This window comes from Glutamicibacter uratoxydans (assembly GCF_050753455.1).
GTDB lineage: Bacteria > Actinomycetota > Actinomycetes > Actinomycetales > Micrococcaceae > Glutamicibacter > Glutamicibacter uratoxydans_A.
Genome location: NZ_CP192736.1, coordinates 3,235,268 through 3,261,364 on the forward strand (window position 1 = coordinate 3,235,268; position 26,097 = coordinate 3,261,364).

At 59.8% G+C, this 26,097-nt stretch carries 18 protein-coding genes, 1 pseudogene and 1 riboswitch; of the genes and pseudogenes, 6 read left to right on the forward strand and 13 right to left on the reverse strand.

Annotation, left to right across the window (positions count from 1 at the left end; translation table 11 throughout):
- Positions 1–3: 3 nt before the first annotated feature.
- On the reverse strand, positions 4–798 hold the full coding sequence (locus ACQQZ8_RS14800) for a citryl-CoA lyase (RefSeq protein WP_431710566.1): 795 nt from the start codon (positions 796–798) through the stop codon (positions 4–6).
- Positions 799–2,031 carry a CaiB/BaiF CoA transferase family protein gene (locus tag ACQQZ8_RS14805; RefSeq protein WP_431710567.1) on the reverse strand — a complete coding sequence of 411 codons (1,233 nt, stop codon included), beginning with the start codon at positions 2,029–2,031 and terminating at the stop codon, positions 799–801. It abuts the gene before it with no gap.
- A gap of 807 nt (positions 2,032–2,838) precedes the next feature.
- On the opposite strand from ACQQZ8_RS14805, the gene ACQQZ8_RS14810 reads away from it, so the two are divergent.
- The 4 genes from ACQQZ8_RS14810 (at position 2,839) to ACQQZ8_RS14825 (ending at position 6,697) form a co-directional block, all read left to right on the forward strand.
- Positions 2,839–3,831, forward strand: a complete 993-nt coding sequence (locus tag ACQQZ8_RS14810; protein WP_431710568.1) for a siderophore ABC transporter substrate-binding protein — start codon at positions 2,839–2,841, stop codon at positions 3,829–3,831.
- 94 nt (positions 3,832–3,925) lie between these two features.
- Positions 3,926–4,906 carry an ABC transporter permease gene (locus tag ACQQZ8_RS14815; RefSeq protein WP_431710569.1) on the forward strand — a complete coding sequence of 327 codons (981 nt, stop codon included), beginning with the start codon at positions 3,926–3,928 and terminating at the stop codon, positions 4,904–4,906.
- Between the two features lie 4 nt (positions 4,907–4,910).
- Complete coding sequence (locus ACQQZ8_RS14820; protein WP_431710570.1) at positions 4,911–5,945, forward strand: iron chelate uptake ABC transporter family permease subunit; 1,035 nt, start codon at positions 4,911–4,913, stop codon at positions 5,943–5,945.
- Positions 5,942–6,697, forward strand: a complete 756-nt coding sequence (locus tag ACQQZ8_RS14825; RefSeq protein WP_431710571.1) for an iron ABC transporter ATP-binding protein — start codon at positions 5,942–5,944, stop codon at positions 6,695–6,697. The genes ACQQZ8_RS14820 and ACQQZ8_RS14825 overlap by 4 nt, the downstream gene beginning before the upstream one ends.
- A 166-nt stretch (positions 6,698–6,863) precedes the next feature.
- Here the strand turns inward: ACQQZ8_RS14825 and ACQQZ8_RS14830 are convergent, their stop codons facing one another.
- The 6 genes from ACQQZ8_RS14830 to ACQQZ8_RS14855 form a co-directional block, all read right to left on the reverse strand.
- Positions 6,864–8,096, reverse strand: coding sequence for an acyl-CoA dehydrogenase family protein (locus ACQQZ8_RS14830; RefSeq protein WP_431710572.1), 1,233 nt, complete (start codon positions 8,094–8,096; stop codon positions 6,864–6,866).
- A 76-nt stretch (positions 8,097–8,172) separates the two neighbouring features.
- Positions 8,173–9,399 carry an acyl-CoA dehydrogenase family protein gene (locus tag ACQQZ8_RS14835; RefSeq protein ID WP_431710573.1) on the reverse strand — a complete coding sequence of 409 codons (1,227 nt, stop codon included), beginning with the start codon at positions 9,397–9,399 and terminating at the stop codon, positions 8,173–8,175.
- A gap of 63 nt (positions 9,400–9,462) precedes the next feature.
- Positions 9,463–9,553: riboswitch (SAM riboswitch) on the reverse strand.
- A gap of 226 nt (positions 9,554–9,779) precedes the next feature.
- Positions 9,780–11,867, reverse strand: coding sequence for an acetate--CoA ligase family protein (locus ACQQZ8_RS14840; protein WP_431710574.1), 2,088 nt, complete (start codon positions 11,865–11,867; stop codon positions 9,780–9,782).
- A 129-nt stretch (positions 11,868–11,996) separates the two neighbouring features.
- Entirely contained in the window at positions 11,997–14,054 is a 2,058-nt protein-coding gene (locus ACQQZ8_RS14845; RefSeq protein ID WP_431710575.1) for a 3-hydroxyacyl-CoA dehydrogenase NAD-binding domain-containing protein, read from the reverse strand.
- Between the two features lie 4 nt (positions 14,055–14,058).
- On the reverse strand, positions 14,059–15,204 hold the full coding sequence (locus ACQQZ8_RS14850; protein WP_431710576.1) for an acyl-CoA dehydrogenase family protein: 1,146 nt from the start codon (positions 15,202–15,204) through the stop codon (positions 14,059–14,061).
- A gap of 78 nt (positions 15,205–15,282) precedes the next feature.
- Positions 15,283–16,674: an MmgE/PrpD family protein gene (locus ACQQZ8_RS14855; protein ID WP_431710577.1), complete on the reverse strand. Its 1,392-nt coding sequence runs from the start codon at positions 16,672–16,674 to the stop codon at positions 15,283–15,285.
- Positions 16,675–16,820: 146 nt separating this feature from the next.
- On the opposite strand from ACQQZ8_RS14855, the gene ACQQZ8_RS14860 reads away from it, so the two are divergent.
- Positions 16,821–17,510: a GntR family transcriptional regulator gene (locus ACQQZ8_RS14860; protein ID WP_431710578.1), complete on the forward strand. Its 690-nt coding sequence runs from the start codon at positions 16,821–16,823 to the stop codon at positions 17,508–17,510.
- Positions 17,511–17,545: 35 nt separating this feature from the next.
- On the opposite strand, the gene xdhC is transcribed toward ACQQZ8_RS14860, so the two are convergent.
- The 3 genes and pseudogenes from xdhC to ACQQZ8_RS14875 form a co-directional block, all read right to left on the reverse strand.
- Positions 17,546–18,388, reverse strand: coding sequence for a xanthine dehydrogenase accessory protein XdhC (gene xdhC / locus ACQQZ8_RS14865; protein WP_431710579.1), 843 nt, complete (start codon positions 18,386–18,388; stop codon positions 17,546–17,548).
- Complete coding sequence (gene xdhB, locus ACQQZ8_RS14870; RefSeq protein WP_431710580.1) at positions 18,385–20,727, reverse strand: xanthine dehydrogenase molybdopterin binding subunit; 2,343 nt, start codon at positions 20,725–20,727, stop codon at positions 18,385–18,387. Before xdhB ends, xdhC begins: the two co-directional genes overlap by 4 nt.
- Positions 20,724–21,324 (reverse strand): annotated as a pseudogene (locus ACQQZ8_RS14875) (FAD binding domain-containing protein); the annotation flags it as partial. The pseudogene ACQQZ8_RS14875 and the gene xdhB, both read right to left, overlap by 4 nt.
- A 138-nt stretch (positions 21,325–21,462) precedes the next feature.
- Between ACQQZ8_RS14875 and ACQQZ8_RS14880 the strand changes: the two are divergent.
- Positions 21,463–22,770 carry an ISL3 family transposase gene (locus ACQQZ8_RS14880; RefSeq protein ID WP_431710581.1) on the forward strand — a complete coding sequence of 436 codons (1,308 nt, stop codon included), beginning with the start codon at positions 21,463–21,465 and terminating at the stop codon, positions 22,768–22,770.
- An 865-nt stretch (positions 22,771–23,635) separates the two neighbouring features.
- On the opposite strand, the gene ACQQZ8_RS14885 is transcribed toward ACQQZ8_RS14880, so the two are convergent.
- A complete protein-coding gene (locus tag ACQQZ8_RS14885; protein ID WP_431710582.1) occupies positions 23,636–24,571 on the reverse strand; it encodes a zeta toxin family protein in 936 nt (311 codons plus the stop codon).
- 148 nt (positions 24,572–24,719) lie between these two features.
- Positions 24,720–26,096, reverse strand: a complete 1,377-nt coding sequence (allB, locus tag ACQQZ8_RS14890; protein WP_431710583.1) for an allantoinase AllB — start codon at positions 26,094–26,096, stop codon at positions 24,720–24,722.
- Between the last annotated feature and the right edge of the window lies 1 nt (position 26,097).

The following is a 26,097-nucleotide window of genomic DNA, read 5'->3' on the forward strand; positions in this document are numbered from 1 at the left end:
ACTTTAGGGAACGTCGCGGGGTTCGGCACCAATGTAGTCGGGCAGAATACTGCGATGCTCGGGACCCTTATTGCGCATCCCGGAGCCGGATTCTTCCCACGCGTGAGCCAGTGCCCCCACCGAACGTGAGAGCACGAAAAGTCCGCGACCCAGTACCGGAGCGAATCCAAGTTCCGCATAAATGATTGCGGTGGCGCCATCGATATTCATGGGGATGGGGCGTTCGCGGCCCTCATTGAGCTGACGTTCGATTTCCAGTGCAACGGTCAAGACCTGCCCCTGCACTATCCCCTGCTCGCGCGCCTCTTCAATGGCGGCTAACAGCGGTGCACGGCGCGGATCCACGGGGTGGAAACGGTGTCCGAAACCCGGAATGTATCGCTTCTGATCGCGCAGCTCCTGCAATTTTTCGGCAACCGTTACGCTCAGCTCGCGGTCATCTTGCAGGATCTGTTCAAAGATCTCCATCAGTTCCTGACCGGCGCCGCCGTGGACGTCGCCCAGGACGTTGGTAGCCGAGGCCATAGCACTTTGAATACCCACGCCACAAGACATCGCCATCCGGGCGATGCCGATTGACGGTGCCTGCGGGCCATGGTCCACTCCCGCAACCAGTGCACGCTCCAACAGCTGGGCTTGTCCCACCGTTGGCAGCTCACCACGGGTCATCAACCAAATCATGGAGGCCATGCCGACCTCATTCGAGGAGATCAGCTGTTCCACGGGGTAACCCGAAAAACGGATAACTCCCGGAGAAATATCGGAGATCGAGGTCTTCCACCAAGTTGAACGATCCATTTATACGGTCCTCTCGCTACGCAGACGGGCAATTTCTTCGGGTCCATAACCCAGATCGGTCAGCACTTGGTCGGTGTGCTCGCCCAGGGTTGGCGGTGGTGCATCCGGGCCCACCGTTTGGCCGTTGACGTGAACCGGGGAACCGAGTAACCGCATATCGCCTTCGGCGCTCACGGATGTTCCCGCAAGATTCGCGGCGTCAGGCAGGCGCAGGGTGTTAACTAATCCGCGGGCGGTGATCTGTTCGGAGGCCAGGGCCGCGGCGACGTCCATCACCGGGGCACCGGGGATTCCGGCGGCGCCAAGCTTTTCATCCCAGTAGGCACTGGTTTGGGTGGTGAGTACCGTTTCGATCTCGGTCTTCAGCTCCAGGCGGTTGGTCTTACGCGTTTCACGTTCGGCGAAGCGCGCATCGCTGGCCAGCTCCGGGCGACCAATCAGTTCGCACAGGGCCTCAAACTGCTCCTGCTTGTTCGCGGCAATATTGAAGTCACCGTCACTGGTGGCAAAGGTTCCCGACGGTGCTGCCGTACGGTTTTCGTTGCCCATGGGGATAGGGGTGCTTCCGCCGACCAGATAATCGGAGGCTACCCAGCCCATGGCGGTCAACGTTGCTTCAAGCATTGAGACGTCTAAGAAACTACCTTCGCCGCTACGGGAGCGCCGAACCAAGGCCGAAGAGATCGCAAAGGCGGCAGCAAACCCGCCAATGGTATCCGCGATGGGAGCACCGACACGAAGCGGGGCGGTTTCCTCATCTCCGGTCACGGACATGAGACCGGACATCCCCTGAATTATCTGATCGTAGGCCGGACGGTCGCGTAGTGGTCCGTTCTGTCCGAAGCCCGAAATCGCACAGTAGACGATCCCCGGATTGATTTCCTTGAGCTGATCCCAGCCGAATCCCAAACGATCCATTACGCCGGGACGGAAATTTTCAAGTACTACATCGTAGTCCGCGACCAGCTTTCGGAATATCTCCTTGCCGTCCTCGGATTTTAGGTTCAGTGTCATGGAACGCTTTGAACTGTTCTGGGCGAGGAAGGAGATACCGAGGTGACGGTCGCTTAGCTCCGGGCTGGCTCCCAACTTTCGAGCGAGATCGCCACCGGCTTGGGCTTCGACCTTGAGCACCTCGGCTCCCATCAAGGCCAGCTGGTAGCCGGCGAATGGGCCGGAAAGCACATTAGTCAGGTCCAATACCCTGACACCATCGAGCAGATTTGTTCTCATCCCTAGTCCTCCTCTGAAACGCTCCATCAAAAGCTCGCATAACGCGAGGCACGCGACGATTCTGCGAAGACCTCAAGCGCAACCTTCAAGCTCCGTCGGGAAAACCCTTTCGTTTCTCCGACGAAGGGCATAATGAGCCGACAATCCGGCTCAGCAAAGCCAGTCTAGGGATCCGGCCGGTTCAGAAGTAGCGTTTCGATCACCTAACGGAATCAGCCCCGAGATCGTCGGAACCACCGCTGGGGATCGAAAATCACGCAAGTCAAGCAATATCTTCGTGGGGTCTTTAGGGGTGGGTTCCTCCCCGAATACCCACGAAGCTAGGCCACGGGTAGCTCGGTCAGCAGGATCGAGCAGTTCAGGGTATAGGTCATTGCCAGCCATCATCGAGATCGGGGAGCGTAGGGCACAGGGAAACCCTTCGCTCATTTGTTCCAAACCTAAAAGCCGTGGGAACCACCGTCAAGAGCAGCGGTCATGACTGCTCCCCTACCAAGCCCGCTCGGTGCCGTGTCACCCTTGTTTGCCGGGCACTGTAACAGCAAAGTCGGCGTCGAAGCCAGTAAATCTAGAACTTAATATTTTGCCACGATAATTTAGTTAACATTCTTGGTTCGAATTAGCCCAGCCATACCTGCCCTCGTTCGAAAAGGGCCCAGATAACCGGCAATTTTGACGCTAAAGACCTGAAATGTAACTTGAATCACAGGCTTCTGGCAATGTCTTTCAAAACCAACTTAGGTTAGGCTAAGACTAGATCAAGCTCGCTGATGGCTACTTATGGCCTCCCAGAACGACAAGGAAATCATGGCTTCTCTCAAACTGCGTGCCGCTGCGCTCCTCAGCATTGCAGCACTGTCCCTCACCGCCTGCGGTTCCACCGCTAGCGGAGCTGCCGATTCTTCGGCCCCAGCCACCGAGGGTGGCACCGTGACCGTCACGGATAGCGTTGGGGAGGTTACTGTCACCACCAACCCGCAGTCCGTGGTTGCCACCGACAACAATAGCTTTGAAACCTTGGATTCCTGGGGTGTGGAACTTACCGCCGGTGCGGTGGCGCTGATGCCGACCACCGTGAGTTACAAGGACAATGCCCAGATTGTAGACCTGGGTAACCACCGCGAACCGAATCTGGAAGCAGTCGTCGCCGCGGAACCAGATCTGATCATCACCGGTAGCCGTTTCACCCAGTACACCGAAGATTTCAAGAAGCTGGCTCCCGAGGCGGCCGTGGTTCAGGTCGACCGTATCGAGGGTAAGCCCTTGGCGGACGAACTCAAGCGCACCACCAGCGTTCTGGGCGAGGTCTTCGGCAAGCAGGACGAGGCCACTAAGTTGAACGCGGATCTGGATGCCGCCATTGAGCGCGCCAAGTCCGCCTACGACTCCGATCAGAAGGTCATGGCCGTGATCACCTCCGGCGGCACCGTGAACTACGCCGCTCCGGGTGAAGGACGCACACTCGGCCCACTATTCGGACTGCTGGGCCTGACCCCAGCACTGGATATCAGCGATGCATCGAGTAACCATGAAGGTGACGATATCTCGGTGGAGGCCATCGCCAGCTCGAACCCGGACTGGATCCTCGTCATGGACCGCGATGCCGGCACCACCGCCTCGGCCGAAGAAGGCTACACGCCGGCCAACGAACTGCTGGCCAACTCTGCGGCTCTGCAGAACGTTACCGCCGTGAAGGAAGGCAATATCGTTTACATGCCAGCCGACACCTACACCAACGAGGGCATTCAGACCTACACCGAATACCTCAACACCTTGGCTGACGCTTTCGAAGCCAAGTAGGCAGGTAATCAGCAATACGCTCAGTGGTAGATCCAAGGTTCTTGGCTCTACCACTGTTCGTGCGTTTAGCACCGATTGAAATTGTGACCACACCATGCACACCGTAGTAACCAAAGTCGCCAGTAAAGGTAAGCTCTTCGACCCCAAGCTCCTGTTTGGGGTTCTCGTCGTGCTGATCCTGCTGGTCATTTCGCTTTTCACCGGGGTCTACGACATTTTTGGCGCCGAAGACGGCGCGGAAATGTTCGTGATCACCCGTATTCCGCGCACCATTGCGCTGGTGCTAGCCGGAGCCGCCATGAGCATGTGTGGTCTGGTGATGCAGCTGTTGACGCAAAACCGTTTCGTGGAACCGACCACCACCGGCACCACCGAATGGGCCGGCCTCGGCCTGCTCACGGTGATGATCATCGCCCCGCAGTCGGGGCTGCTGACGAAGATGGGTGTGGCTATCATCTTCGCCTTTATCGGCACCATGATCTTCTTCCTCTTCCTGCAGCGGGTCTCACTGAAGGCGTCGCTGACGGTGCCGATCGTGGGCATTATGCTCGGTGCGGTGGTAGGTGCGGTCTCCACCTTCATTGCCCTGCAAACCGATATGCTGCAGTCCCTGGGTATCTGGTTTGCCGGTTCCTTCACCTCGGTACTGCGCGGCCAGTACGAAATTCTGTGGGTGGTCGCCCTGGTGGGTATCGCAATCTTCATCGTCGCGGACCGTTTCACCGTGGCCGGGCTGGGCGAAGAAATTGCTACCAACGTCGGTTTGAACTACCGCCAGGTCATGCTGCTGGGAACCGGGTTGATCGCCATCGCCACCGGTGTAGTCACCGTGGTAGTTGGCAACCTACCCTTCCTCGGGTTGATTGTGCCAAATATTGTCTCCATGTTCCGCGGCGATGACCTGCGCGGTAACCTACCCTGGGTGGTGCTGCTGGGTGTTGGCGTGGTGACGGTCTGCGACCTGATCGGACGCACCATCATCATGCCGTTTGAGATCCCGGTATCACTGGTGCTGGGCATCCTAGGTGCGGCGATCTTTATAGTCCTGCTACTGAGGCAGCGTAAGATTGGCTGAGCTCATGACCAAGAACCAGATCTCCCTACCTTCGCCGTTGCGTCGCTCCGGAGCGCTACCCACGAAGAAGGTTGCCACCCGTTATTGGGTGACCCTCGGCGCGCTGATCCTCGCCTCCCTGGCCTTCGCCTACGGTTTCTTGGCGCTGGATAATCCCATGCCTCCGGGTTCGGCCGGTTTCTGGCGGATCGCCGAATTGCGTGGCACCGCGGTGATCACCATGGCGGTGGTGGCCGTCGCCCAGACCGTGGCGACCGTGTCCTTCCAAACGGTGACAAATAACCGCATCATCACCCCGTCAATTATGGGCTTCGATTCCCTGTTCGTGGCGGTACAGACGGCTTCCGTGTACCTATTGGGCGCGGTCGGCGTGGTGGCGATGCAGGGCGTGCCACAGTTTATTTTTCAGGTTGCCGTCATGGTGGCTCTGTCCGTGGCACTCTACGGCTGGCTACTGTCGGGCAAGCTGGGCAATATTCAGATTATGTTGCTGGTGGGCATCATCATCGGCGCCGGGCTCGGCTCGGTGTCCGCCTTCATGCAGCGCATGCTCACCCCCAGCGAGTTCGACATTCTTACCGCCCGGCTCTTCGGTTCGGTCTCCAACGCGGATGCCAGCTACTTCCCGATCGCCATCCCGTTAGTCATTATCGCCTCGGCCTTCTTGATTGGTTCCTCCAAGCGGCTCAACGTGGTGGCGCTGGGCCGTGACACCACCATGAATCTGGGAATCAACCACCGCCGCGAAGTCATGAAGACGCTGTTCTTCGTCTCGATTCTGATCGCGGTGTCCACCGCACTGATCGGCCCGCTGACCTTCTTTGGTTTCCTGGCCGCGATGCTCTCCTACCAGCTGGCCGACACCTACGATCACCGGTACGTCTTCCCGATGTCGATCCTGACCGGGTTCGTGGTGCTCAGTGGCGCCTACTTCGTGATGAAACATGTCTTCTACGCTCAGGGTGTGGTTGGCATCATCATCGAACTGGTGGGCGGCACCGCCTTCCTCATCTTCGTTCTTAGAAAGGGTCGACTGTGATTACGCTCAAGGATGTGCGCAAGCAATACTCATCCGAGGTGGGCATTGGCCCCGTCACCCTTCAGATTCCGGCCGGCGGGATCACCGCCCTGGTGGGACCCAACGGCGCCGGCAAGTCCACCATGCTCACCATGGTGGGACGTCTGCTCGGATTAGACGAGGGCACCATCGAGGTGGCCGGTTACGATGTCGCCTCCACCGCGTCCAAGGATCTGGCCAAGATCGTCTCGATCCTGCGCCAGGAGAACCACTTCGTCACCCGTCTGACCGTGCGCCAGCTGGTGGGTTTCGGACGTTTCCCCTATTCCAAGGGCCGCTTGACCGCAGAGGATGAAACCATCATTTCCCGGTCCATCGATTTTCTGAATATGAACGATCTGGAACACCGGTATTTGGATCAGCTCTCCGGTGGGCAGCGGCAGCGCGCCTATGTGGCCATGGTGTTGGCTCAGGACACCGAGTACGTGCTGCTCGATGAGCCGCTGAACAACCTCGATATGAAGCATTCGGTACAGATGATGAAGCATCTTTCCGAAGCCGCCCGCGAACTGGGACGAACCATCGTTGTGGTGTTGCACGACATTAACTTTGCCGGACACTACGCGGATTACATCTGCGCCATGAAGGAGGGTAAGGTCGTGGAGTTCGGGACCCCGGAACACATCATGCGCGACGATGTGCTCTCGGCCGTGTTCGATACCCCGATCAACGTGATTGCCGGCCCCAACGGCCCGCTGGCGGTCTACTACTAACCCCAGCGGTCGACTCGGCTTTGATGGGGCGCGGACGCGCCTCGCTGGTACAGCACAACACTCCCGAGCCCCTGCTCCCCCAAGACGCAGGGGATAGGGAGCGCTGCAGGGAATACCACGGACTCTGACGGCTCAACACCGGGAAGATCCACCATTATTCCTCGGCTTATTTTGAAGCCCCAATGGCCCAGACTCGTGGCAGCTCGGTTCCGTTGACGGCCAGATCCCCAATGAGCCGGGCCTTGAACACCCAAGGGTTGTGATTTCCTGCCGTGCGCGCATTCCGCCAGTGCCGATCCAGGTTCTTGGTATTGCTGGTGGCCGAGGCGGCCAGCGCATCAAAGGCGTGAGTGATCGCATTCAGCACCAATGGGGTCAGCGCGACTTGCGCCTGCGCCGACGCGAGTTCCGCCGCATCATTGGCCGCCTCGTCTTGGTCCGCGGTGAATTCTCCGCCATGTCGTCCCACGGCCGTCTCATAGGCCCGTTCCAAGGCTCCCGAGACCCGCTGCACCGCGGCACTGGCAACGAAGGCGGCCGAGGCCACCTCACCAATCACTTGTAAGAGCTGCGGATCTTCGCTGGCCACGTTGGCCGCGGCATGGCTGAAGGTGCGCTTGCGTGCCTTCAGTTCGGCGGCGAAGTCTCTTTCCGCGGCCTTGGCACTGCCGGCGAGTACTGCGAGCAATACCTGCTGGTAGAACGCGGTCTGATATTTGAAGCGTGTGTCGAAGTCGATCAGATGCTCGGCGTGCACCACGGCGTTGGTGAAGGTCGACGTGCCGGTGCCGGTGGTGCGCTGGCCGAATCCATCCCAGTCATCGGCCAACTCCACGCCGGGCTGGTGACGGCTGACCGCGGCGATGACCCGCTGGCCGGTATCGGTGCGTTCGGCATAGGTATCCAGCCAGTCGGCAAAGATCGAGCCCGTGGAATAGTATTTGGTGCCATTAATGCGAAATCCGCCCGAGCCGTCCGGGCTCACCTTGGTGATTACGTCCCCCACCGTCACGGCACCGATCTCGGTCCAGGAGTTACCCACCAACTCACCGCGGGCAAAGCGTTCGAGCCAGAGATCCCGGTTCGCACCGGGTGTGGCCACCAAACGGTCTTCGACGAAGGCGAAGTGGGCGCGTAGCGCCTGGGCAATGCTGCTGTCGGCGGCGGCGAGTTCGGTCAGCAGCTCGAAAAGCTCGGTGAGATTGAGTCCGGCTCCACCGTGAGAGACCGGCACTCGCAGTGCGCCAAAGCCGGCCTCGGCCAGTTGTCGAATTTCATTGTAGGGAAGTTCCCCGCTGCGGTCGCGGTCGGCGGAACTGGCGGCAATGCTTTCAAAGATCGGGGCGAAACGGGCGCGGGTGGCGTTCAGGCGGTCGGTGGAAAGTGTTTGGGTACTCATCGGATGTCCTCGTGGGTCTAGCTGGAGGGTGCCGGCCGCACCAGGAAGGATGCGGCGGGCACTCGCGTCTGGTGGTTTAGGTGTAGAGCGAGATCGGTTGCGGTTCGCCATGCAGGTAGTACTGGCCAACTTCGATCTTTTTGTAATCCACCGGGTCATGCAGGGTATGGGTGCGGATATTGCGCCAGTACAGGTCCAGTCCCACCGCGTTATGGGTCGAGGAGGAACCGGTCACTTCAAAGATCCGGTGCGCAGTTTCCAATCCCACTTCCGTGGAGACAATCTTCAACTCCGCGATCCGCACCGCCAGTTCGGCTCGTTGGTCGTGAGTGACATCCCCGGCCAGGGCCATCACGGCGTCATAGTTTCGGGCCAACTTTTCGGCTAAGGCCTCCGCCGCGGCAACACGGGCCTTGAGTTCCCCAATACTGCGCTGAAAAATCACATCGCGTGCGTAGGTATCGGCGCCGGAAAGAAACCACGCGTTCTGGCGCTGCAATAGGATCTGGCGGCCCTTGGCCAGCGCACCCTGAGCGATCCCCACATACAGGTGCGCGAAGGCCAGCTGGAGTCCCGGGATCAGCAGGGTGGCGATGGGCTCGTCGGTGACCTCACCGAGAACATCCGCGGCATTCACCCGAACCTGCTGGTAACGCACCGAACCCGAGGCGGTGAGCCGCTGTCCCAGATGATCCCAATCATCAACCAGTTCGATCCCTTCACGGTTGGTCTCCAATGCAAAGGCCACCACCTTTCCGGCCCGCTCACCATCCGCCACGAGGGCGTTAACAATAATGACTTCGCCAACTCCGGAACCGGTGGAGAAACGTTTGTAGCCGTTGAGCCGGTAGCCCCCATCCGCATCCGCGGTCAACGTGAGGGTGGGATCGACCGGATTCACCGAGTCACCCCACAACCAACCGCCCGCTACGGTGCGGCGCCACCACTCATCCTGCTGCTGAGCCGGGGCATAGAAGGCAATACCGGTCTGGTTGAAGTAGTGATAGGCCAGCAGTTGAGCGATTGACCCGTCCACGGTGGCCAGAATTCGGATCACGGCAAAGGCGGTTTCGAAATGTCCCCCGGCTCCCCCACATTCCCTTGGAACAAGTAGGTTCAGCAGTCCCGAGGAACGCAATAATTCGGCCTCGGTATAGGGCTGCTGGTTAGCGCGGTCGCGTTGCAGGACATCGATGCTGAGGGTGTCGGCCACTTGCTGGGCCACGGTCGACCAATGGTGAAGTTCACTGGTGTCGGCCAGCCCTCGAAACGGGGTACGCGGCGCGGTCTGAATGGTGGTCATGATTTCCTTCCCGAAATTCTTCGCAGATTTCGAAGGACACTGCGCGGCCGCCGGGGCCTGAAGTTTCCATCGATCCTGGCGGAAGCATTCGTCCGCGGATGCGGGATTGCTGCGGCGTCATTGAGCCAGGTCTCTTGGCCGCTCTGGATGGTGTGCTTCGATTCAAGCAGTGCGATTCTGCGGAGGAAAGCAGACCCAGTAAGTGACGACTTAATGGGTCATGTGACAAGTTTCGGGAGGATTTTTCGGCACTTTCCACGCCGCGGATGACCTTGTGTGGCGTTTTTGACGGCGCATGACCGTCAAACCGGCCAACTCTTGACTTTGGCGGCGCAATGATTGTGGGGACTCGTTGACGCGGCACCCCTGATGCGTCTTAGCTAGGCGGTTGTACGCACCAGTGCATCCAGCGCCAAAACCCCCTGCCCCTGACCGTAAACGAGCAGTGGGTTAGCCTCCGCCTCGGCCACCTCCGGGTTCGTTTGCGCTAACCGCGACAGGGCAACGATGGCGTTACTCAGCGCGTCGAGGTCGCCCAGGGGGGCGTTACGGTAACCGCGCACACTGGCCAGGCCGCGCACCTCGGCAATCATTTCCAGGGCTATCTCCTTAGTGACCGGTGCTAGACGAACCGATGAATCATCGAAAAGTTCTGCCAGTACCCCACCGGTAGATAGCACCACCAACGCTCCGACATCCGGGCTAACCCGGTACCCCAGGAGCGCCTCACCCAAGGCGGGTGCGGCCATGGGTTGTACCAGGACACGTTCCACAGGAACTTCGGGCAGCGTTTGGTGCACGTTACTCACGATCCGGCGCACCGCGTCCACCAGCTCTTCGGCCGAGCCCACATTGAGCAGCACCCCACCGGCATCACTCTTATGTGGCACCAGATCGGAGAGTACCTTCACGACCACCGGGTAGGCGAAGGGCAGCTCGGTGCCCGCGTTGATCTCGGCCACCGTCAAGGCCACCGAAGTGGCCAGGGGAACCCCGGCTTGACGCAATACCTCGGTACTGGCCTGTTCGTCGAGCACCCGGGAAGTAGTTCCCTGAGCCACCTGGAAGTGTTCGCCAATGCTTGCCGGCCGCCGCGCGAATGCCGCGGCAATGGCGTCGGCGCAAGCTTCGGGGGTGCGGAAGGCCGGGACCCCGGCGGCATGCAAGAGTTCGGCGGCTTGCGGTGCCTCCGGCACCGCAAAGGCGATGAGCGGTACCCTCTGCTGACCGGCGTCGGCAATGGCTCGCACCGCCAGTTCCGGGTAGAGCCGTGCCGAGGAACCAATGGTGAAGACCACCAGATCGTACTCGCCACTGTCTTCCAGCAGTTTCAGCGCCATCGAGACAACCTCGTGCCGTGCACCGTCCAGACCCAAGTCAAGAATGAGACTGTGCGGTACGTCCACACCGGCTGCGGCTAGCCTGGCGAAAAGCTCGTCACTGGGTCGGATCACGTTCAAGCCATGACCGGCCAGCTGATCAACCATGATCGCTGCCCCACCACCGGTCGTTGTCACCACGCAGATACGCGGATCGCGTTGCTGTGTGGCGGCCGGGATGCGGCGCAGTACCGCGGGGGTTTCTAAGAGCCCCTCGAAATTCTCTACCCGGGCAAAGCCGCAGGCTTTAAAGAAGGCCTCGGCCTCGGAGTCGGAACCGGCCAGGGCGCCGGTGTGGGATACGGAAAGTTCCGCGGCGGCTTCGGAGCGGCCTAACTTATAGACGGTCACCGGTTTGCCCGCGGCATCGGCCGCACGCGCAAAGGCGGCCAGTTCGGCCGAGTGGCTCAAGGTTTCCATGAAGAGCGCAAAACTGGTGATTTCAGGATCGTCGAGTACGGCCTGGCAAATCTCGCCCACCGACAGGTCGGCTTCGCCACCCACGGAGACCAATCCAGCAAAGCCGATTCCGCGTCCGCGCGCCCGACTGACCAGTGCACCGATGACGCTGCCCGATTGGGAGGCCACGAAGATCCCACCGGTGGGAATGTCCGGCTCATCGAATGCGGCGTTGCCGGTGAGTAGCAACCCGTTGCGCGGGTTGACCAGCCCCAAGGAGCTCGGGCCTATCAGGCGCACGCCGCCGCGGCGGGCGGTTTCACGCAAGCGCGCCTCGCGTTCGCGTCCCCGCTCGCCTTCTTCACCGAAGCCCGAGGCCAAAACCACCGCCACCGGGACTCCCACTTCGCCGCATTCTTTGACCGCTTCAATGGCCCGCTCGGCACCGGTCATGATGAAGACCAGATCCGGTGTCTCGGGTAAGGCACCTAAGCTTGGCCAGGCTTTGGCTCCCTGCACGGTCTCGCGGCGCGGGTTGATGAAGTATGTGGCCCCTTCGAAGCCGGCATGCTTCAGGAACTGTTGCGGCCGCGCGGTGGTCTTGGTGGGATCATCCGAAGCACCCACCACCGCAATGGCGCGTGGCTGTAGTAGCTGTTGGGCCAGGGATGGGCTCAAGGTCTTCATCATAATTCTTCTCCTCATAGCTGCGGCGGCTCACTTCCGTGAACCATCCACCGGCCATATGCTGCGGTCGATAGTGTTTTAGTTAGCGGTGAACGGTGATCTTTTCTGGCCCACCACCCACCGTTGCGTGGACTAGCTGATTAACAGTTCTAAATCACCGGGTGTGAAGCCATAGCCGGTGGTCTCGGCCAGCTCGGTCATTTCTCGTTCCAACTGCTCACGGGACTGGTTCGCGGCCCAGAAGGAGATCCCGCCACGGTAGGCGGGGAATCCGTAACCGAGCACCAGCATTACGTCGATATCGCTGGCGCGCTCGGCAACCCCCTCGGCCAGCACCAAGCTGGCCTCGTTAGCCATGGCGAGCAGAACCCGCCGTACGATCTGTCCATCCGTGAAGCTGCGACGCTCAATGCCTTTGAGGGCACTGGTGTTGATGATGAGTTCCTCCACCCCGGTATGGCGTTCACCGCGACGGCTTCCTGGCGCATAGCCGTACCAGCCCGAACCGGTTTTCTGACCGAAGTTCCCCGCCTCACACAACTGATCGGCAACGCTGGGATAGCGTTCCCGGGGATCCCGGCTGCCATCCTTACTGCGGCGCATCCGCCAGGCGATATCGAGCCCGGACATGTCGGCCACGGCAAAGGGGCCCATGGCAAACCCAAAATCGGTCAGCGCGCGGTCAACCTGGTACGGGAGCACGCCCTCTTCCAACATGAGTTCGCACTGGCGCCGGTAGGCGTTAAAGATTCTGTTACCGATAAAACCATCACCGACCTTGGCCGGTACGGCCACCTTGCCCAGGAGCTTTGCGGCCGCGAACACGAGGTCGCGGGCGGATTGACCGGTGGCATCCGCGCAGATAATCTCAACGACCGAGGTGCGGAAGGCCGGACTAAAAAAGTGCATTCCCACGAGGTTTTCCGGCCGCTGAAGCGCTTGCCCCAGCCGGTTGATGTCTAGATACGAGGTGTTGGTGGCCAGCACCGCACTGCCGGCAATGCTCTCCATGTGAGCAAGCACTTCGGCCTTGACCGCCGGATCCTCGAAGACCGCTTCAATAAAGAGCTGGCTTCCGGCGAGCTGGTCACAATCCGAGACCACCAGAAGATTCTCTCGAATCATCGCGGCTTGCGCGGCGGATAACCGTCCCTTGGTTATTTCGCGTTGTAAGTCCCCCTGCACCCGCTCCAGAGCACTTCGTGCCGCCCGCTCATTGGTGTCGAAGACGGTAACTTGCACACCCGCGGCGGCAAAAGCCCGCGCAATTCCCATTCCCATCGTGCCGGCGCCAACGATCGATACCCGCTGAAGCTCGATATCGGCTGCTGGCCGGTGCGCCTTTGCTAGGGTCTTCTGCGCGAAGAACTGGTGCCGTAACGCCGCCGCTTCGGGGCCATGACGCAACCGGGTGAACTCTGCGCGTTCATGGGCCAGGGCCGCCGGTGCGTTCAGGACGGTTCCGGCGATGATGGCCCCCACCGCGCTGATGATCTGCCCGCGCCCCTGACCCGCGGAAATTGCCGTGGCCGCGGCCTGTTCAACCGCACCCGGTTCCCAGCTGGGCACCGGGTGCTTGATCAGTACCCGCTTGGTCGTCACTGTTTGGGCGAATCGAACCGCCTCGGCCAGGAGATCTTTGGCTACCACCCGGTCCACCAGTTTGTGACCTTGGTCGAGGGTTAGCTGATGGCGCTTGGCCTCGCATACGAAACTCATGGTTGCCGCTGGACCGAGCAGACGCAGTATGCGCTGCGTTCCACCGGCTCCGGGGATCATTCCTAGGGAGGTTTCGGGTAAACCAATCACACTGCCGGCGAGCGCGATCCGGTAGTCGCAGCCCAGCGCGAGTTCCAGACCACCGCCCAGGGTGGCTCCGGATAGGGCGGCCACTACCGGGCGGTCCAATTCTTCTAGGGCACGGATGACCATGGGAAGTTCCGGTTCCGGTAGCTGCGGGATGGAGAATTCGTTGAGATCCGACCCGGAGATGAAGTTCTTGGTGCCGATGAGCACGAGGGCTGTGATCCGTGGGTCCGCGGCAACCTTCTGGATTCCGTGCATCAGGCCGGTGCGCACCGCCATGGAGCTGGCGTTCACCGGAGGGTTATCAATGCGCAGGACGGCGACCCGATCCTGCACCGTGTACCGAACCACGTCGGTCGGTGCTGCGGGTTCTTGTTGTTGCATGGGTTTAGCCTCGCTGGCTGAAGCGACGGCCGAAAACTTCTTCGGCGATCTTATTTTTCAGCACTTCGATGGAGCCACCGGCGATCATCCAGCCTCGGGTGCGTTTGAAACAGTACTCCACCAGTGTTTCGGTGCTGTATCCCATGCCGCCCATGGCTTGCATGGCGCGGTCGGCGGCCAGGAACCCGGCCTGGTTGGCGGCCAGTTTGGCGGCCGAGGTTTCGTAGGCCGAGGGTAGCCCATTGGCGGCGTTCGTCACGGCGCGGTTCAGTAGTAGCTCGGCGGCGTCCAGTGCCACGGCGACTTCGGCAAACTCCCACTGTAGGCCCTGGAATTCGTTCAGGGTGCGGCCGAACTGTTGACGCTGCGACACGTGGTCACGGGCGATATTAAAGGCCAGACGTCCCAAGGCCAGGGCGCGCGAGGCATTGCCGATCCGTTCAACGTTGAAGCCGCTCATCTGTTTCTTAAACCCGCCCGGGCCCAGCAGTAGGTTTGCCTTGGGAACGCGGGCATTGTCAAAATGCAGTTCCGCCCACTGCTCGCCGCTCATATATTCGGAAGGGTTACCCACGGTAAATCCGGGCGTATCGCGTTCCACGAGGATTGAGCCGATATTTCCGGTGCCTTCCCCGAAGCGGACGTAGATGAGGTAGATGGTGGCGTCCACGGAGTGGGTGGACCAGATTTTGGTGCCGTTGATGAGGTAGTCATCTCCGTCTTCGACGGCGCTGGTGACCAGTTCGGTGGCGGCCGAGCCCGCTTCGGGCTCGCTCATGCCCAGTGCCATCAGTCCCTTGCCGGACAGCAAATCCGGTAGGTATTTGGTCCGCTGCTCATCGCTGGCGAACTGCGCGAAGGTGCGGATTGCCCCGAAATTTCCAGCCTGTAGAATATCCGCACTCTTGGGACAATGCATGGCCACTTCCTGAATGACCGCTACCGCGTCACCGAGTTCCGCTCCCTGGCCGCCTAGTTCTTCCGGGATGGTCAGTCCAAGTAGGCCGAGTTCACCAAACTGCTGCGCAATGTCCCAGGCGTAGCCGGGGTGATGGGCGCGCTGCAACGCGCCGGGGGAAAGTTCCTGCTCCGCGAAGGAGCGGACCATGCTGAGCAGCCCCTCGCGTTCTTCCGAAATAACTGCGGTCATCTTTGTCTTCTTTCCTAGCACCACCGTTGAGCGGCAGTGAACCATGGGTTTATGTTCTTGAGGCTTTACCGGTGCGGGTTAGGCGACCGGTTGCCGGTGGCGAACCTGCTCGTCAATTTTTTTGAGAAAGTCCAGATTCTGAAAATTCCAACAGGATTCAATCAGGGTGTCGGTGGCCGCGACACCGATGATGTCTGTGGTCAGTGACCGAACTTTGAGTTCCAAGTCCGCGTTGCTGATCGGCGCATCCGGTTCGCCTTCGGGGAACTGCACCCGGTGCGTGAGGCGCCGCCCATCGCTAAGGGTGAGTGTCACCTCGGCCGGTCGGCCATGATTCGGGTAGTCTCGCTCCGCTTGCTCATCAAGTTCCACCACAACTTTTTGCATCAGTTCATGTAGCGGGGGTGACTGACGGGCTTCTTCGGTGAAGTCGCGCAGGGTGACCTCCCCGCGGTCCAGTGCTACCGCGAGGGTGAAGGGAATGCTGAGCTGGGAGGCCATCATCGTGGAGACATCGCGGGAGGCGTGGCCGACCGCGATGGAGAATGTCCCCACGTGCACCGCCGTGATATCGGCGAGCGCGAAGTTGTGTTCAGCGCGTAGCGCCCGAGCCGCGTCGATGGCCCCATGCAGGTGGCGGCAGCACGGGTAAGGCTTGATGTAGGTGCGAAGCAGAACCCACTGCTCACCGAGACCCCCGGTCACCTTTTCGGCGAACCAGTCCGTGCCTTCGTCTCCGGCGTAGCTAGCAAAGTATCCCTCGGCCCCTTCCAAGATGCTGGTCGGTCCCGTCAGGCCTTCGAAGGCAAGTTCCGCGCTAGCAATCCCATCGCGGGCCGCCTTCCCCGGGTGGAACCTTTTGATTTCTGCCGACTGACCGAGGAATTCAAAGAGGCCCCCGACATGTGATCCGGCGATACCCAAGGCGTTGGCGGTTTGTTCTTCGTTCAGCCCGAGTAAGACGCTGACCGCCGCGGTGGCTCCGAAGATGCCGGCGACCGGGGTGTTATGAAAATGGTTGCGGCGGGTGGCCGGGTGACCGGCCGCGGCGATGCGGCAACCGATTTCCATGCCAATGGCGGCGGATTTGAGGATCCGCTCCGCGTCCAGGCCGTGCTCCTCTCCCACCGCGAAGACCGCGGGTAGGACCACACAGGTTGGGTGGAAACTGCCGGGAGTATAACCGTCATCGGTTTCGATGCCGTGTCCGTTGGTGCCGTTGAGTAATGCGGCTCCCAGTGCGGTGACCGGCCCGTGTCCGATCGCGGTCGCCGGGCCCGGGCCATAACTTCGCGCGACGTGGCGCCCCACCACTTGAGATACTTCCCCCACGCTGCTGGCCACCACGCCACCTAAGTGATCCAGGATCATGCGGCGGACATGGTTCTGCACGGTGGCGGGCATATCTTGCTGGGATTGATGCACAATCCATCGTGCCACCTCACGCGTGAGTGAAGATTCCTGGGCCATATTTTCCTCCATGCTTCACCACATCCACCAAACCACCGACAACTCTTCTATAGATTACATAGTCTATAGAGTGTTGTCTACGGACAATCTCATATTTGGCCCTAGAATGATCACAACAGCCCCATCCCTGAAATGGAGTGACTAACGTGAGCGACAGCGCGACCTCAGCACCCCCGGTAAGCCGGACCGAGTATGTGACATCACGGATCAAAGAAGATGTCGCCAACGGGGTGATCGCCCCGGGTGAGCTGATCAAGCAGACCGTGTTGGCTAAGCGCTATGGAGTGAGCCCCACACCAGTTCGCGAAGCCCTGCGTATTCTCGAAGCCGATGGGGTGATTACCTACGCGCCCCACAAAGGTGCATCCGTACGCGAAATGTCACCCGAAGGGGCTCACGACCTCTATCGTCTGCGCGCGGCCGCGGAATATGAAGCCACCGAGATGGCCACCTCGCGGATGACCCCCGAGATCCTTGCCCGGGTGGAAGCCAAGTATCGAGAACTGAGCGATTTACTGGCCGATCGGCAGTCCACCGCGGCACAACTGTCGGTTCTGAACAAGGAGTTCCATTTCGCCATCTACGAGGCCAGCTCACCGGTGGTTGTTGAGTACCTAGAAATGCTGTGGACCCGGTTCACTCCACCCACCACGATCTTCCGGGACCGCAATGCGGCGTTAAAACTGCACCGGGAGCATGAGGCGATCCTCAACGCGATCAGGAGTGGCAACGCGAAGAAGGCCGCCGAGCTGACCTCGGCCCACACCTTGGGCGCCTCGAAGGTGCGCGAGGAGCAACCCGCGGTACGCCCCGCCGGGCATGACGATCAGATTTAGCAGGTAGCCGGCACCGCACACCCGCCACCGTCTCGCTAACTCCCGAGGATTGACGATTCAGCTGCCAGATTTTCAGTGCCGGATACGCTTTCCCGGGTGATCTTCTTGAGCAGATCCACCGCCACGCTCAGGGCAATCATGGCTGGCTCATTTCCCACGACGCTGGGATCCCCGATGGGACAGTGGATTCGGTCGATCTGCTGTGGCTCGTGCCCCGCGGCACTTAAATTCTTTCGAAAGCGCTGCCATTTGGCCTTCGAACCAATCACGCCAATTGAGCCAAGGCACGGGTGGCGCAGGGCAGCATCACAGAGGTGGAAGTCCTCGGCATGATCGTGGGTCATGATCAGTACATGCGTACCTGGCGGCAAACGACTGAGCACCGCTTCACCGATGACCGCGTGCCGGGTATGGATCTGGGCCACCGCCGGCTCCAGTCCCTCGGCCGCATTCAGGTGTTCGACTCTCGAATCGCTCAAGTACAGGTCCAGATCGTGACGCGAAAGGATCCTGACCAACTCCATACCCACATGACCCACCCCAAAGATCGCCACCACCGGGGGAACGGGCAATGGTTCGAGAAGAATTTTGACCTCTCCCCCACAGCATTGCCGCCCGAATTCGGCCACCGCCCGCTCATTGAGCCGTAGCTGCAGACTCCGCAGCTCGGTGGCACCGTCTTCGAGCATGTCCCGCGCGCGGCTGACCACCGTCATCTCTAGATTGCCGCCACCAATGGTGCCAAAGAGTGCCTCGCGGCCGACCAGCATTTTGGTCCCGGCCCCACGCGGAGCATGACCGCGTACTTCCAGCACGGTAGTCAGCACCGCGGGCAGGCGGTGTTCCCGGTGCCAGATCACGGCCTCAGCCCACCTCATGCCCGTTCGCCCCTGCCGCGGGCTTGCTCGATGGCCCAAAAGACCGCCTCAGGGGTCGCCGGGGAGCTCAGCTCGATGCTGGTACCGGGCTTGCCAAAGGCGGCCGCCGCTTGGCGCAGCGCCTCGCGCACCGAAAAGGCGAGCATCAAGGGTGGCTCACCGACCGCCTTCGACCCATAGACGGCACCTGCTTCGTGGGCGTGCTCGAGCAGTGACACGTTGAAGACTTCCGGCATCTCGGAGAAGCTGGGAATCTTATACGTGCTAGCCGCTTGCGTCGCCACTTTGCCCCTCGTGGCCCGCTCACTGGTATCCCACCGCAGATCCTCCAGTGTCAGCCAGCCGGCTCCCTGAACAAATCCACCCTCGATTTGCCCCAAATCGATCAGTGGGGAGAGCGAATCCCCCACGTCGTGGACGATATCCACGCGGCGCAGCGTGTAGGAGCCGTCGAATCGATTCACTTCCACCTCACTCGCGGCCGCCCCGTAGGCAAAGTATTTGAAGGGGGTCCCTGTCATTGTCGACAGATCCCAGTGCAGGCCCTCGGTCCGGTAGAACCCCACCGCAGAAAGCTGGACCCGCCGGAAGTAGGCGGCGCGTACCAGTTCGGGCCAGCGGATGCTGTGTGTCCCGCTCACATCGCTGACGATTCCGCGATGAAAACGTACCGCGCCGGCCGGGACTTCTAAGAGGTCGGCGGCAACCTGTGCCAGCCGGGCACGAATCTGCTCACAGGCGTCCTTCACCGCACCGCCATTGAGATCGCTACCCGAGCTGGCCGCGGTGGCCGAGGTATTGGGTACCTTATCGGTACGCGTGGGGGCGATGCGCACGTTGCGAAGTTCCACACCCAGCGCGGTCGCCGCCACTTGCACCATCTTGGTGTGTAACCCCTGGCCCATTTCGGTACCGCCGTGGTTCACCAGCACCGTGCCATCCTTGTAGACCAGCACCAGGGCCCCGGCCTGGTTGAAGGCGGTGAGGTTGAAGGAGATTCCGAACTTTACCGGGGTCAGGGCCAACGCCCGCTTGCGATTCTCTTCTTTGGCGTTGAAATCTTCAATCTCCGCCTCGCGGCGGGACACGTCGGCTTCGTCCAGCACCCGCTGCCAGACCGTCTCCAACCGCTCGGCATGCCGCACGGGCTGGTAGTACGGGGTGTCCTGACCTTGGGAGTAGAAGTTACGGCGGCGCAGTTCACGGGCGCTCATCCCCAGTTTGGGTGCAACCCTGCCAAGAATGTCTTCTATCACCAGCATGCCCTGCGGCCTACCAAAGCCACGGAAGGCCGTCTGTGAGGTCTTATGGCATTTGGCGATCCGGCCGCGCACTTTAATATTGGGGATCCAGTAGCCGTTATCGATATGACACAATGCCCGGGTCAATACCGGCTCGGATAAATCCAGGCTCCACCCACCGTCGGCGGTGAGGGTGGCCTCCAAAGCGAGGATTCGATCCTGCCGGTCAAATCCGATCCGCCAGCTGGAGTGGAACCCATGCCGCTTACCGGTCATGGTCATATCCAGGGTGCGATCCAGTCGCACCCGCACCGGTTGTCCGGTCAGCACCGCCCCCAATGCCGCCACGGCCGCATACCCGTGCGATTGCATTTCCTTGCCCCCGAAGGCGCCTCCCATGCGTACCACTTGGACGGTGATCCGGTGCGCCGGAATCCCCAGGATCTGCGAAACAATATCCTGGGTCTCACTCGGATGCTGTGTCGAAGAATGAATCAGCAGCTGTCCGCTCTCGTCCACGAACGCCAACGAATTCTGGGTCTCAAGATAAAAATGCTCCTGCCCGGCGAATTCAAACTCTCCGGCAAACACGTGTGCGGCATCCGCCAAGGCGCCGTGGGTCTCCCCTTTATCAATCACCGATTGAATGCCGTGAAAGCTCTGGGCGGCGATAGCTTCGCCCAAGGTAATCAGCGAATCTAAGCGCTCGTAATCCACCTCGATGGCGGCCGCTCCGGCCTTGGCCGCTTCGAGGCTCTCACCGAGCACCCAGGCAATCGGTTGGCCATAGAACATCACCTCGTCCGCGGGCAACATCGGTTCGTCCTGCTTCGTTCCCTGATCGTTGACTCCGGGAATATCCGCGGCGGTCAGCACCCGGATGCCCCCCGGAACCCGGTACGCGCCGGCAATCACAAGACGCAGAATGCGGGCATGGGCTTCGGTGGATTGCAGTGGATAGGCGTGTAGCACTCCCTGCATCCGTAAATACAGGTCATCGGTGTACTTTGCGCTGCCCGTGACATGCTCAATGGCGGACTCGTGGGGGTGAGCCTCCCCCACAATGGCGTTGCTCGGACGTTGCGACAGCATACTCATCTGTTCTGCGCCTCCAGCCATTCTTGGTGTGGATGTTGTTCGGCATAGAAGCGCTCCAACGAGGTTTCCAGCATCGCCCTGCGATATCGGGCACTGGCGCGGTGATCGTCCAGGGGGGGTTCCCTCCGTGGCCAGAACTTGGGCGGCTTCACGGATGGTGGCCAACGACCAGGGTGCCCCTTCCAACACCGCCTCGGTGTTCAGTGCGCGCAGCGGGGTGGCGGCGACACCACCGAGTCCGATCCGGGCCCGGAGAATCCTCCCCTGCGCTACCGTCATGCCGCAGCCGATGGCCACGCTGGAGATATCGTCAAAGCGGCGCTTGGCAATTTTGTGGAAGGAAGACAGTTCGGGCAGGGGAAGTGGGATGCGTATGGCCGAAATGAGCTCGCCCGGTTTCCGCACCGTCTGCCGGTAGCCGGTGAAGTAATCGGCTAGTGGAACCCGGCGCGATCCGGACAGGGAGGTGAGAACGAGCTCGGCCTCCAGCGCCAGGAGCGCCGGCGCCGAATCCCCGATGGGGGACCCGGTACCCAGGTTCCCGCCGATGGTGGCACTATTTCGAATGAGTCGGGAGGCGAATTGGCCAAAGACCTTATCCGGCTCTTCAGGATTGAGAGTGTAACGACCTAAGTTCAACATCCCGGTTCCCGGGCGTGTTGAAGGCGCAAAAAAGTCGAGGTCTTCCAGAAGAATGGAAGTTACCACACTAACCAATTTTGAAAGACCTCGACGTTGTCTCATTCTACCTTCACCACCCCCGATCTCACCACGTTCACCGGCCTTGACAGGTTGGGGCTCACCGCGACCGGGCAACGGGTCACCAGAGCGAAGACCGAAATCCTGTGCCAGGTCACCACCCCGAATCCGTGGTGCCGTACCTGCGGGGCCGCTGGTGTGCCCCGCGATACCGTCACCCGATCTCTGGCCCATGAACCGTTCGGGTGGAGGCCTACCGTTCTGCTGATCAGGCACCGACGCTACCGCTGCGCGCACTGTCAGCGGGTGTGGCGTGAAGACCTCAGCCAAGCAGTAGCAGCACGCCAGAAAATCAGCCGGACCGTGCTGCGATGGGCACTGGCCGGGTTAGTCTGCCAGCACCTGTCAGTCTCCCGGATTGCCGAAGGTCTGGGCGTCACTTGGAATACCGCCAACGAGGCCGTGCTGGCCGAGGGCCAGCGTCTGTTGATCAATGATCCTCAACGGTTTGACGGGGTCAAGGTGTTGGGCGTGGATGAGCACGTGTGGCGGCATACGCGCGCCGGGGATAAATACGTCACGGTCATTGTGGACCTCACCGCGGTACGCGATGGCACCGGGTCCTCACGGTTGCTGGACATGGTTCCCGGACGGTCCAAAGCAGTGTTCAAAACCTGGTTGGCAGAACGCGATGAGCAGTGGAAGAAAGGCATTGACGTCGTGGCGATGGACGGGTTTACCGGTTTCAAAACCGCTGCTGCTGAAGAACTGAAACAAGCAGTGGAAGTATTGGATCCGTTCCATGTGGTCAAGCTCGGTTCCGAAGCGTTGGATCAGACCCGGCAGAGGGTCCAGCGTGAAGTCCATGGACGGCGGGGGCGTAAAGATGACCCGCTCTACAAGTGCCGGCGCACGCTGAGCACTGGGTTGTCGCTGGCGACTGATAAGCAGAAGGCCAAGGTAGCGGACCTGTTCACAAACAAGAAGTATGAGTCGGTTGAATTGGTCTGGAGCGTGTATCAGCGGATGGTCGATGCCTACCGGCAAACGAAACCTGAGATCGGACGGTGGGCCATGGAGCAACTGATCGGTGAAATCGGCACGAAGGTTCCACAAGGGTTACCGGAGTTGAAGAAACTCGGTGGAACCCTCCAACGCAGGAAGGCGGACATCCTCGCGTACTTCGACCACGTGGGTAGCTCGAACGGGCCCACCGAAGCGATCAATGGGCGGTTGGAGCACCTGCGGGGTACTGCGTTGGGGTTCAAGAATCTGGCGCACTATATCGCACGGTCACTATTGGAGACTGGTGGTTTCAGGCCCCGTTTACACCCTAAATCCTGAAGAGCCCGTTATTGTCGCAGTCGAGATGAATCTGCTACGGCGAAAGGATCAAGCTGGCCGGAGAACTCAGCCCCCTGCCGATGGATTCGGTCCGCAGTAACGTCCTCTCCCGCCAAAGTTTTTCGGTTGTCGGCTAAGACGGTTAGGTCCCGCAATAGCGTCAATGTCTTTCTACTGTCCTGCGGCTAGAGTAGCCACCTCCGGCGCACTGCACAGCTCACCCAATCTATTCTCTCTCAGTGCACTAACAGACAGAGCAGCCGCATGGAAAAGTTCAGGAGACAAATGGGGACCACTTGCCCGATATGGCATCCCATGCCTTACGACGCTCGCGTGCCGCCGGTTTGACATCGTTTCAGGTCCCTGAATGGCGGCTTGCCATCCCACTTGGAACCTAGCAGACATTCAGAGGCGTACATGCTGAATGTCTCTGACCAAAAAGATTGGCTGGCCCTGAGAAGGAATAACACCGTTTCCAACGGGAGACTTCAAACCGTATCGGGGGCTCTCATAGAGCCACATGTCCGCGATGCCAGACGACTTCAGCCTCGACTAATTTCCTTACCGTCAAGCAGGGGGCGGGATGGGAGGCGTGTACAAAGTCGTGAGATTAGTTGTCCACGATATAGCGGGATTACACACTGTTTGGCCCCGCGGCAAAAACCAAAACGGTGGCCATCCAATAAAAGAAACTCGTAACAGCTTCGAGGTGCTCACGGTTGGTGTTGCGCTTCTACGCCATGCTCACATGCTGCCCCTGTCTTAGACACTGCACACCTTTGCTACTGCACGTGGTCGCTTCGAGGGAATAGTCGTTGTGGTCGCTCATGTTGCACCTGGTGGAAATCCTTACCGGAGATAAATCCTACGAGCATACGAGCAGTTCCGCACCGCGTCTCAAGCGGGACATTTCGGTCTCCAAAACGCCAAAGTCATCCGGATCTGCTGAATCACTATCGGCAGTACGGAATGCCCGGTAGCGCAACACCGAAGGCGAATTAACAGCCAGTTGCTGCGCGAGAATTTCTGGTTTAGATTTGTCGCCCGGCGCGTCAAAGACCTTGCGGGCGAATTGGTAGGGAACCCATCGCGCACCCAAATCGTCATCGCCACGTAAAGATGCAGCGTAAGCCTCCTCCCAACGCTCGGTAATTCGTTGCTGCGAAATTTCAAAAGGAACCCGAACTTCCACGATTTCCACGCTGTATCCTGCCGTATCAAGTTCCTCAATGATCTGGTTGGCACTCTGAGCAGAGTGCAACACCTTGTCAATCACAATATTCAACCCGGCAGCAATGCACTCGCGGCGAAGCTGGGCGGATAGTTGCGAAGACTCCTCATGTACTAAGGTCGCCAACTCCAAGGGGAAGAACTCTTCCCCTGCGGCTTCACGTTGTTTGACCTCATCCGGCTTGATCATGGTTTCGTAACTACCATCTAACTGGGCCTGACGTAGCAAGAGCTCCTTGAATTCATCGGCGTCCAGCACGAGATAGTCTGTAAGGTGATCACCTAGCAGTTCGGTGAGCAGGGTGCTTTTCCCGGCCCCTGGCGCCCCAGCCAAGATCATCGCGCGACGCTGCTTCTTTACCTTGGGACTCTGCTTCCGATACTGCTCTTTGAGTTGCTCATGAAGTTTTTGACGGTCCGGCTTTGGTTTCATGACACCGTTCTCGTCTGGATAGAACCAGTCGGGATTGCGCACGGTAATGTTCTCCGAATCCTGCGCTAACGCCTGCCCGGGATGAGATAAACGATCGACAGTACGTCGGTGATATTCGATCTTCTCATTCTTCGCCATATCCGCCCTTTCCGCTCTGCAGCCACGTTAATGCCTCACCGACCACGGTGCGAGAGATCTTTCCGGAATGCCAGCTGGTATACAGCAAAAGCCTCAAGAAAAATCCGTCGAACGGAAATTGCTTGAGGCTTTGTACTGCGAGATAGATCTAGGCTTCACCGCGGCGGATCAGTTTGCCCTGCGGCGTCTGAAAATCAACATCCGCACCTCCAACAATGGATGAGCGAACCACACCAGCCAGCGTCTTCCCCTGGTACGGGGAAATCGGGTTCTTATGGTGCAGTTTATGCACATCTACGACGAAAGCGTCTTCCGGAGCAAACACTGCGAAATCAGCGTCGTTGCCCAGGGAAATCGCCCCCTTGTTCTTTAATCCGGCCAGTTCCGCCGGCTTAGTCGACATCCAGCTGACGACCTGCTCAAGACTGATGCCACGCTGTTTTGCCTCGGACCAGATCAGCGATAGACCCAGCTGGAGTGAGGCCACCCCTCCCCAAGCCACACCAAAATCTCCATTCTCCACATCTTTCAAGTCAATGGTGGACGGTGAATGGTCAGAGACGATGCAATCGATAATTCCCTCTCCAAGACCTTTCCAAAGCAATTCGCGGTTGGACGCCTCACGGATCGGCGGGCAGCATTTAAAGGAGGTAGCTCCATTGGGGATTTCCTCGGCCAATAGAGTCAGGTAATGCGGGCAGGTTTCAACCGTGATTTTCACCCCGTCTGATTTCGCCGTTTTGATCATCGCCAAGGCATCCGAACTAGATAGGTGCAGTACGTGGGCCCGAGCCCCGGTCCACCGCGCACGCTCGATGACTTGGGCGATGGCCACGTTCTCCGCGCCGCGAGGACGTGACTTGAGGAATCGTTCGTACTGGTCCCCCTCGGCGTCGGGGGCGCGATCTACCGCCTGAGAGTCTTCAGCATGCACGATCATCAATGAGTCAAAGCTTTTCAACTCAATCATGTCTTCTTCCATTTCTTCGACACTCAGCGAAGGGAATTCATCCACACCCGAGTGCAGCAAGAAACATTTAAAACCAAAGACGCCAGCATCGTGCAGATCACGCAGGTCCTTTTTATTGCCAGGGATCGCTCCACCCCAAAACCCGATATTCACATAGGCTTTGCTGCTAGCCGCCTCGCGTTTGATTTGCAACGCTTCGAGGTTCACCGTCGGTGGGATGGAATTCAGCGGCATATCCACAATGGTGGTGACTCCACCAGCGGCGGCTGCTTTCGTGGCAGACTCGAACCCCTCCCATTCAGTGCGTCCCGGCTCATTAACGTGGACGTGGGTGTCGACCAACCCGGGAAGCAGTACCTCATCGGCAGCAAGCTCGATGACACGATCCGCGCTCAAATTATTACCCAAGGGTTCGATCGCTACGATCTTTCCATCCCTCACGCCTACCTCGCGGGCAGAGATACCCGCGGTAGTTAGGATCTGTTCGCCGCGCAACACCAAGTCGAAGTGGGTGGTGCTCTCTTTGCTGTTGATGCTCATCGCTTCGGTGCTCATA

Bases quoted from the DNA above. Each gene is read 5' to 3' on its own strand.
- ACQQZ8_RS14800 (WP_431710566.1), bottom strand. From the start codon at position 798: ATGGATCGTTCAACTTGGTGGAAGACCTCGATCTCCGATATTTCTCCG.
- ACQQZ8_RS14805 (WP_431710567.1), bottom strand. From the start codon at position 2,031: ATGAGAACAAATCTGCTCGATGGTGTCAGGGTATTGGACCTGACTAAT.
- ACQQZ8_RS14810 (WP_431710568.1), top strand. From the start codon at position 2,839: ATGGCTTCTCTCAAACTGCGTGCCGCTGCGCTCCTCAGCATTGCAGCA.
- ACQQZ8_RS14815 (WP_431710569.1), top strand. From the start codon at position 3,926: ATGCACACCGTAGTAACCAAAGTCGCCAGTAAAGGTAAGCTCTTCGAC.
- ACQQZ8_RS14820 (WP_431710570.1), top strand. From the start codon at position 4,911: ATGACCAAGAACCAGATCTCCCTACCTTCGCCGTTGCGTCGCTCCGGA.
- ACQQZ8_RS14830 (WP_431710572.1), bottom strand. From the start codon at position 8,096: ATGAGTACCCAAACACTTTCCACCGACCGCCTGAACGCCACCCGCGCC.
- ACQQZ8_RS14835 (WP_431710573.1), bottom strand. From the start codon at position 9,399: ATGACCACCATTCAGACCGCGCCGCGTACCCCGTTTCGAGGGCTGGCC.
- ACQQZ8_RS14840 (WP_431710574.1), bottom strand. From the start codon at position 11,867: ATGATGAAGACCTTGAGCCCATCCCTGGCCCAACAGCTACTACAGCCA.
- ACQQZ8_RS14845 (WP_431710575.1), bottom strand. From the start codon at position 14,054: ATGCAACAACAAGAACCCGCAGCACCGACCGACGTGGTTCGGTACACG.
- ACQQZ8_RS14850 (WP_431710576.1), bottom strand. From the start codon at position 15,204: ATGACCGCAGTTATTTCGGAAGAACGCGAGGGGCTGCTCAGCATGGTC.
- ACQQZ8_RS14855 (WP_431710577.1), bottom strand. From the start codon at position 16,674: ATGGCCCAGGAATCTTCACTCACGCGTGAGGTGGCACGATGGATTGTG.
- xdhC (WP_431710579.1), bottom strand. From the start codon at position 18,388: ATGAGGTGGGCTGAGGCCGTGATCTGGCACCGGGAACACCGCCTGCCC.
- xdhB (WP_431710580.1), bottom strand. From the start codon at position 20,727: ATGAGTATGCTGTCGCAACGTCCGAGCAACGCCATTGTGGGGGAGGCT.
- ACQQZ8_RS14885 (WP_431710582.1), bottom strand. From the start codon at position 24,571: ATGGCGAAGAATGAGAAGATCGAATATCACCGACGTACTGTCGATCGT.
- allB (WP_431710583.1), bottom strand. From the start codon at position 26,096: ATGAGCACCGAAGCGATGAGCATCAACAGCAAAGAGAGCACCACCCAC.